Annotated in this window: 2 protein-coding genes; both read right to left on the bottom strand. The window is 63.7% G+C overall.

Annotation, left to right across the window (positions count from 1 at the left end; genetic code table 11):
* Positions 1-6,059, bottom strand: a 6,059-nt coding sequence (locus ACWEOE_RS41840; protein WP_452019366.1) for an SDR family NAD(P)-dependent oxidoreductase, incomplete at its 3' end; no start/stop codon positions are given.
* Between the two features lie 31 nt (positions 6,060-6,090).
* On the bottom strand, positions 6,091-9,945 hold a 3,855-nt coding region (locus ACWEOE_RS41835; RefSeq protein WP_452019364.1), incomplete at its 5' end, for a type I polyketide synthase.

Below are 9,945 nucleotides of genomic sequence, written 5' to 3'. Positions count from 1 at the left end.
ACAGCCAACACCCGACGACCCTGCGCCACAGCATCAGACAACCGCTGCAACACAAGAACACCGACACCCTCAGACCACCCAGTACCATCCGCCGAGTCGGCGAAAGACTTGCACCGGCCGTCTTCAGACAATCCCCGTTGCCGACTGAACTCCACGAATGTCCTCGGTGTGGACATGACGGTGACGCCACTGACCAACGCGAGGTCGCAATCGCCCGAACGCAACGCCTGACCCGCCTGATGCAACGCCACCAACGACGACGAACACGCCGTATCCACCGTCACAGCAGGACCCTCAAAACCAAACGAATACGCCACCCGACCCGAAGCCATACTGCCGGAGTTGCCGGTTTCAAAATACCCCTCGACTCCCTCCGGGATCTCCGGGAATCGAGTGGCATAATCGTGGTACATCAGCCCGGTGAACACACCAGTTCGGCTTCCGCGCAGCTTGGCTGGATCGATGCCCGATCGCTCAAAAGCTTCCCAAGAAGTCTCCAGCAACAACCGCTGCTGCGGATCCATAGCCAACGCTTCACGAGGAGAAATACCAAAAAATTCCGCATCAAATTCGGCGGCGTCGTGGAGAAAGCCGCCTCGACGTGCGTAGGTCGTACCGTGGTGGCCGGGGTCGGGGTCGTACAACGCTTCGACATTCCAGCCCCGGTCGACCGGGAACTCGGAAATGCCCTCGCTGCCGGACTCGAGCAGCCGCCAGAGGTCTTCGGGGCTGTAGACGCCGCCGGGGTATCGGCAGCTCATGCCGACGATCACTATCGGGTCACCGGCCGTCGCGACAGGCGCCGCCTCGACGACGGCGGCCCGCCTTGCACCCAGAAGCTCGTCCTGCACGTACTGGGCGACGGCAAGCGGCGTCGGGTAGTCGAAGACCACCGTGCCCGGCAACCGCAATGCCGTGACGCCGTTGAGCCAGTTGCGGAATTCTACCGCAGCAAGCGAATCGAATCCCATGTCCCTGAAAGCCTGCTCAGCTCCGACCGATGCCGGGTGGGAGTGCCCGAGAACAGTGGCGGCCTGAGCGCGGATCAGATCCACGAGTAGTTGCAGCTGCTCGGGTGGGCGCAGGTTTGCAAGCCGGTCCCGCAGCGTGGCTCCTGTGGCGCTCCCCTTTTCGGCTGCCCGGCGTGCGACCGGCAGGAGACCGCGCAACAGCGGCGAAGGAACTGCAGCCGAGGAGTGCGCTCGGAAAGCTTCCAGATCCAGGCAAACCGGCACGAGTACGGCCTCGCCACTCGCCATCGCCGCATCGAAGAGCTGGAGGCCGGTCGTCTGCGAGAGCGGCCTGACTCCGCTGCGCCCGATGCGGTCACGCGCCGCCTCGCTCAGCAGGCCGATCATCCCACCGGAGGCAGCCCAAGGCCCCCATGCCAGCGACGTCGCACGCAGGCCACGCCCTCGGCGGTGTTCAGCAAGTGCATCGAGAAAAGCGTTGGCGGCAGCATAGTTAGCCTGCCCCGGAGTACCGAACACGCCTGCGGCAGAAGAGAACAGCACAAATGCCGAGAGGTCCATCGCCGCGGTCAGCTCGTGCAGATGCCAAGCCCCGTCGACCTTGGGTCCCATGACCGCATCAACCTGGTCGGAGGTCAGCCCCGAAATCACTCCGTCGTCGAGCACTCCCGCCGCGTGGATGACCGCAGTCAACCCGTGCTCCACCGGAATCGACGCCAGCAATTGCGCGACGGCCTCGCGGTCGCTCACGTCGCAGGCCACGAAACTGACTTCGGCGCCCGAAGAACCGAGCTCGGCTGCGAGCTCCGGCGCGCCTTCCGCAGCTGGTCCTCGCCGGCCGGCGAGGACCAGCCGTCGCACACCCCGCTCGAGCACCAGATGACGGGCTATCAGAGCACCGAGCTCACCGGTACCACCGGTGATCAGCACTGTCCCGTCCGCACTCCAGTGCGGCTCGGTCCTCTCCGCACCGCTTGCTCGTACAAGGCGGGGCACCAAGACCGCACCGGCGCGGAACGCGCTCTGGTCTTCGCCTGTGGCGACAGCCTGTCGTATGGCGGCGAGCGGGTTCTCCGTCTCGTCCAGATCCACGAGGATGAGGCGCTCGGGGTGCTCTGATTGGGCCGAACGAAGCAGGCCCCAGACCGGCGCCGTTCGAACGTCGATGTCGAACCCCGCGCCGGCGGGCATCGCACGCCTGGTCACCACCACAAGTCGCGTTTCGGCAAGCTGCTCGTCCGCCAGCCATAACCGGACCACATCGAGCACCCGCTGCGTCCCGTCGTGCGCGGCCGCCACCGTGTCGTCGCCGTCCGCGCGCGCATTGATCACGAGGTAAGCGGGGGCCGGCAGGCCGCTGGCGATAGCTTCCTGCACGGCCGTCAAGTCGGGAAAGGTCACCGCAGCACCGGGCTGCACCCCTTCGCCGAGCACCCACCACGACTCTTCGGCCGGTGCGTCACCAGACACCACCGGGTTCCACTCCACCCGGTAAACCGACTGCGTACCTCGGTAAGCGATGTCGAGCTGCTGCTCGACCACAGGCCGCAGCGTCAGCGACGAGGCCGTGAGCACGGCCTGACCGATCCCGTCGGCGATCTCCAGAGAGATCTTGTCGGCGCCGACGGGGGCAATGCGGATCCGAGCCGTAGTCGCACCCCTCGCGTGCAGTGACACGCCGGCCCAGACGAACGGTAGCCGCGGCTCCGGGAAGAAGCCGGCTTGCCACACCGTGTGCAAGGCAGCGTCGAAAAGTGCCGGATGCAGGCCGAACTGTCCTGCCTGCCGCTGCTCTTCCTCGGACAGTACAACGTCGGCCAGGACCTCGTCACCGCGACGCCACATCGCCCGCACGTTGCGAAACGCCGGGCCGTAGCCGAACCCGGCGCTGGCCAGCTCTTCATAGAGACCCGACACGTCTACCTGTTCAGCGTCCGCCGGCGGCCACTCAGGCCCCATCAGGCCAACGCTACGGACTTCCGAGACGGGGCAGAGGATTCCGCTCGCATGCCGCGTCCACCCTCCGTCGTACTCGTCTTCCCTTCGCCCGTGGATAGTGAGGGACCGGCGGCCGGTGTCATCGGCAGCCCCCACCACGACCTGCACGACTACCCCACCGTGATCCGGTAACGCCAGTGGGGACTCCAAGGTCAGATCTTCAATCAAGGTACATCCGACCTGATCACCGGCCCGCGTGGCAAGCTCGACAAAAGCCGTGCCCGGTAGCAGGACCACACCCGACACAGCGTGATCCACGAACCAAGGATGAGTTTCAATCGAAAGCCTGCCGGTGAACAGAACTCCATCGGCGTCGGCGAGAACAACAGCGGCGCCGAGTAGCGGATGCTCGGCTGAGCTCAGGCCGGCCGAGGAGAGGTCACCAACGCGAGTGACGCGCTGAGGCCAGTATCGTTGTCGCTGGAACGCGTACGTCGGCAAATCAACCCGGCACCCACCCCGGCCCGCAAAAAAGGCCTCCCAATCAACAACAACACCCCGCACCTGCAACCGCGCCAACGCAGAAACCAGCGACCGACCCTCGTCACCACCCCCGCGCAACACCGGAACAAACATCACTTCCTCAGCCGCCACATCCGCCTGCCCCACAGCGGACAACACACCACCTGGACCGACCTCAACAAACGTGCGCACACCCAGATCGCGCAACACCCGAACACCCTCGCCAAACAACACTGGCTCACGAACATTACGTACCCAATAATCCGGAGAACGAACATCCTCACCAGCAACACGCCCCAGCACCGTCGACACCAAAGGAATCAACGGCTCCTCAAAAGACAACCCTTCCACCACGCGACGAAACTCATCAATCATCGGATCCATATGATGCGAATGAAAAGCATGGCTCACCGTCAACTGCTTCGTACGACGACCACGCCCCTCCCACACGCGAGCCAGCCCCAGCACAGCTTCCTCGTCACCAGAAACCACCACAGACGAAGAACCATTCACAGCAGCAACCGAAACCCCGCCAACCAGCCCAGAGCCAACCTCCCCCTCCGAAGCCTCAATCGCCACCATCGCCCCACCCGCAGGCAACGCCCCCATCAACCGGCCCCGAGCCCCCACCAAAACACAAGCATCATCCAACGACAACACACCCGCCACATGCGCAGCCGCAACCTCACCAACAGAATGACCAACCACAAACCCGGGCCGAACACCCCACGATTCCAACAACCGAAACAAAGCAACCTCAACCGCAAACAAACCCGGCTGCGCAAACTCCGTCCGATCCAACACCCCCGAACCACCAGAAAAAACCACATCCCGCAACGAACAACCCACTACAGAATCCAAACGAGCACACACCGCATCAAAAGCACCAGCAAACACCGGAAACAAGTCATACAACCCCCGACCCATCCCCACAAACTGCGACCCCTGACCCGAAAAAACAAAAGCATGCGAGCCCTTGACCGGACTGCCTTCAACTACGTTTTCATTAGTCTCGCCGTCAGCGAGAGCAGACAATCCAGCCATCAACGCGGGGATATTTGTTCCGATGACGACGGCCCGTTTCTCCATCGCCGTCCTACCAGTGGCCAAAGAGAATGCCACATCCTCGGCGTCGAGATCCGCCTCGGACAAGTACGAAAGCAATTTTTCGGCTTGCGCCCTCAATGCCTTCTCCCCACGAGCGGAGAGAACCCACGGTCGGAATTCGTCGGCGCCGTCGGCTGGACCCGCGTTGGCACGATCCTCGTCAAACGGTGCTTGCTCCAGGATCACGTGCGCATTGGTGCCACTGATCCCAAACGAAGAGATGCCAGCGCGGCGGGGCGCCTCAGTCTCCGGCCACGGCGTCGACTCGGTCAGCAGCGAAACCGCGCCGCTCGCCCAATCCACGTGCCGGCTAGGCTCGTCGACGTGCAGCGTTCTCGGCAGCATTCCATGACGCATCGACAGCACCATCTTGATCACGCCTGCGACACCCGCCGCCGCCTGCGTGTGGGCGATGTTGGACTTGACGGAACCGAGCCACAACGGGCGATCGCGCTCTTTACCGTAGGTCGCCAGAAGTGCCTGTGCCTCGATCGGGTCGCCGAGCCGGGTTCCCGTCCCGTGTGCTTCTACAGCGTCTACATCAGACGCGTTCAGCCGCGCATTCGCCAGCGCTTGGAGGATCACCCTCTGCTGGGATGGGCCGTGCGGCGCGGTCAACCCATTGGAAGCGCCGTCCTGGTTGACCGCACTGCCGCGGACGACCGCGAGCACTCGGTGGCCGTTGCGCCGCGCGTCGGAGAGCCTCTCCAGTAGAAGCATGCCGACGCCCTCGCCCCACCCGGTGCCGTCGGCGGCCGTCGCGAAAGCCTTGCACCGGCCGTCCGCAGCAAGGCCACCTTGCCTGGCAAACTCGGCGAATGTACCGGGGGTGGCCATCACGGTTGCGCCACCGGCGAGCGCGAACGAGCACTCCTGCCGTCGCAGAGCCTGGGTTGCGAGGTGCAAGGCGACCAGCGAGGCCGAACACGCTGTGTCGATGGTGACTGCCGGGCCCTCCAGTCCGAACGTGTACGAGACGCGGCCCGACATGACGCTGGCAGTGTTGCCCGTTGCGACGTGCCCGGTGAGGTCTTCGGCCCCGTCGAGTAGCAACGTGCCGTAGTCCTGCCCGTTCGTCCCAATGAACACCCCGGTATGGCTGCCTCGCATCGACAGGGGCGCGATGCCCGCTCGTTCGAAAGCTTCCCATGAGGTTTCCAATAGCAGTCGCTGCTGGGGATCCATCGCCAGCGCCTCACGGGGCGAAATGCCGAAAACTGCGGGGTCGAACATGGCGGCATCGTCAATGAAAGCGCCACGTAGTTCCCCGGTGCCAGCTTGCCAGCCTCGGTCTTCGGGCTGGCCGGAAACCGTGTCCGCACCCGAGGAAAGTAAACTCCACAACTGTTCGGGTGTGGTCGCTCCCCCCGGGAAGCGACAGCTCATGGCGACGATAGCGATAGGTTCGTGTTCACGGCGCTCAGCACCGCGAACACGTTCCTGCGCCTCCTCCAGGTCGGCGGTGACCCGCTTCAAAAAGTACCGGAGCTTGTCCTCATTCGCCATTTCGAGCTTCCTCACGCGAGAAATTTGTTTCCGAGCGGAAATCAGGTCAGGAAATTCCGAACTTCTTACCGATTATGTCGAACATGTCGTCGTCGGAAAGGGATTCGAGTGTTTGCGCGACCCTGGTCTCGGCCGAGGTTTCGTCGGCAAGTGTCACGTTGGCGGCCATCGCCCGAATCCGAGCCGAGATGCGAGCACGTGCGTCTTCGTCGATCGATGGGCTGGAGAGCGTCTTTTCCACCCGAGCCAGCTCCGCGAGGACGGCCTCCACGAGCCCGTCTTCCGAGGGTAGCAGCTCCGCGATGAGGCTATCGGTCAGCAATTCCAGCGTCGGGTGGTCGAAAATCAATGTGGCCGGCAAGGAAATTCCGAGTTCTGCACCAATCCGGTTGCTGAGCTCTACGGCCGTCAAGGAGTCGAAACCCAAGCCCTGGAACGCCCGGTCCGGCTCGAGCTCCGTAGCAGAGCGGTATCCGAGGATGACGGCGGCGTGCGACCGCACAAGGTCGAGGACCACCTTTCGCCCCTCTGGTCCGGAGGCGTTTCGCAATCGCTCGAGCATCGAAGCCCCGCTGACGCCGACCGGCGGCAGCTCCTTGCGTAGTGCCTCCCTCGCCTCGGGCATGTCGACGACCAGAGAACTACTGGACCGCACGACCGCCAGCCCCTTGACGAACTGCGCCCAGTCGACATCGCCGATGACCCGGGTGGCCTCACCATCCGCCACGGCCTGGGCCAGGGCGGATACCGCGAGCTCGGGGTCCATACCGCGAAAACCCGAGCGTTGGAGCCGGCGCTCCACCCGATCATTCGAGGCCATACCGTCGGCAGCCCAAGGACCCCATGCGATCGAAGTCGCGGGCAAACCCTGAGCGCGGCGCCATTCGGCAAACGCGTCCAGCCCCGCATTGGCGGCGGCGTAGTTGGCCTGCCCGGCAGAACCCAAAGTCGCCGCGATGGACGAGAACAGCACGAAAGCCGAGATGTCGTGGGACAGAGTAGCCTCGTGCAACGCGAGGGCCGCATCCATCTTCGCCCGGATAACCTCATCGAAGCTCGCCAAGGTCATCGACTCCAGGACACCATCGTCGAGAACGCCGGCGGCATGGACGACCGTCGTCAGAGGCGCTTCGGCAGGAACGCTCGCCACGACCTGGTCTAGCGCTTTCCGATCCGATAGATCGCAAGCCCGCACAGTGACCCGCACGCCGAGCGAGGCGAGTTCCGACTCCAGCTCGGCCGCGCCAGCCGCTGCGGGACCGCGCCGGCTCACCAGCAGCAAGTGATCCGCCCCCGCGCGAGCTGCCCATCGAGCGACGTGCGCGCCAAGCCCGCCGGTGCCACCCGCGATTAGCACCGTACCGCGAGGCACCCATGTCGAACTGCCAGCCGATGACGCGCGCACAAGCCTTCGCGCATAAACACCGGATGGTCGGACCGCGACGTGGTCTTCGCCATCAGAGCCCAGTACTCCTGCGACCTGGGCCCACAGGTCGGCCGGTTGCCCCGGCTGCAAATCGATGAGGCCGCCCCACCTGCGCGGCTGTTCCAGGGCTATCACCCGACCGAGTCCCCAGACCTGAGCCAGCCCCGGATGAGGCGGATTGTCGGAGCTTCCCAATGACACCGCGTTCCGAGTCACGCACCACAACGGTGCGAGGACGCCGGCATCACCAATGGCCTGCACGAGCTCCAGCGTCGCGGCCAAACCGGAGGGCACGCAACGGTGGACAGGATGCGGTTGCTCGTCTTCGCCAAGCAGGAAGAGGACCCCCGAGACCTCGGAGCCCTGCACTGCCTGCCGAAGTAGCTCCGCCGTACGGAGTCGGCCAGGGCAGCCGCCCAACGCCACCTCGATCACTCGAGCACCAAGAGAGTGCAGCTCCGATGGCACGGTGCCGGCTTCCGACACTACGACCAGCCAGGTTCCCGACATTCGGCTCGACATGATTTTGATCTGCTGCCAGCTCACCCGGTATTGCCAGGAATCCAGTAGCGACCGCTCGCGTCGCGCCCTGCGCCAATCGGCCAGCGCTGGAAGCACCCTCCGCAAGGGCATGTCGGCACCCACCTTCAATACCGACCCTAGCGAATCGAAGTCCGCACCCTCCACCGATTTCCAAAACCATGCAGCGTCCGCATCCGCGTATTCACGATGGTCGCTCGGCGCAGTGACCTGCTGAGACCAGTATCGTTGTCGCTGGAACGCGTACGTCGGCAAATCAACCCGGCACCCACCCCGGCCCGCAAAAAAGGCCTCCCAATCAACAACAACACCCCGCACCTGCAACCGCGCCAACGCAGAAACCAGCGACCGACCCTCGTCACCACCCCCGCGCAACACCGGAACAAACATCACTTCCTCAGCCGCCACATCCGCCTGCCCCACAGCGGACAACACACCACCTGGACCGACCTCAACAAACGTGCGCACACCCAGATCGCGCAACACCCGAACACCCTCGCCAAACAACACTGGCTCACGAACATTACGTACCCAATAATCCGGAGAACGAACATCCTCACCAGCAACACGCCCCAGCACCGTCGACACCAAAGGAATCAACGGCTCCTCAAAAGACAACCCTTCCACCACGCGACGAAACTCATCAATCATCGGATCCATATGATGCGAATGAAAAGCATGGCTCACCGTCAACTGCTTCGTACGACGACCACGCCCCTCCCACACGCGAGCCAGCCCCAGCACAGCTTCCTCGTCACCAGAAACCACCACAGACGAAGAACCATTCACAGCAGCAACCGAAACCCCGCCAACCAGCCCAGAGCCAACCTCCCCCTCCGAAGCCTCAATCGCCACCATCGCCCCACCCGCAGGCAACGCCCCCATCAACCGGCCCCGAGCCCCCACCAAAACACAAGCATCATCCAACGACAACACACCCGCCACATGCGCAGCCGCAACCTCACCAACAGAATGACCAACCACAAACCCGGGCCGAACACCCCACGATTCCAACAACCGAAACAAAGCAACCTCAACCGCAAACAAACCCGGCTGCGCAAACTCCGTCCGATCCAACACCCCCGAACCACCAGAAAAAACCACATCCCGCAACGAACAACCCACTACAGAATCCAAACGAGCACACACCGCATCAAAAGCACCAGCAAACACCGGAAACAAGTCATACAACCCCCGACCCATCCCCACAAACTGCGACCCCTGACCCGAAAAGACAAAAGCGAATGATTCATTGTCACTTCGGACCACCCCGCGGTTGACCACCGCATCCACAGCACCACTCGAGACTGCTTCCAGACCGCGCACCAGCTCCTCGGGCGATTCCCCGACAATCGTCGCGCGGTGATCAAGCGAAGCCCGATCAGTGGCCAGCGACAGCCCCACCTCCAACGGCGAAATCTCTGGCTGAGCACGCGCCCATACGACCAGGCGAGCCGCCTGCGATCGCAAAGCCTCCTCGGAACGCCCTGAGACCAACCAAGGCACAGCCGAACCTCGAGCTACTTGTGCTCCGGGAACTGCCTCGGTCTCGTTGGCCGGGTCCGGGCCCTGCTCGATAATCACATGAGCATTCGTCCCACTCATCCCGAACGACGACACCGCCGCCCGCCGCGGACGCCCCGTCTCCGGCCACGGCCTCTGCTCCGTCAGCAAACGCACCGCACCCGCCGACCACTCCACATTCCCCGACGGCTCATCCACGTGCAGTGTCCGCGGCAGCACACCGTGGCGCATCGCCATGACCATCTTGATGATCCCGGCAACACCAGCAGCCGCCTGCGTATGCCCGATATTCGACTTCACCGAACCCAACAACAGCGGACGATCAACCGGACGATCCTGCCCATACGTCGCCAGCAACGCCTGAACCTCAATCGGATCACCCAACCGAGTCCCCGTCCCATGCCCCTCCAC

This window comes from Amycolatopsis sp. NPDC004368 (assembly GCF_053602515.1).
The sequence above is the reverse complement of the archived record's forward strand: the minus strand, read 5'-3'. Positions and strand labels throughout refer to the sequence as shown.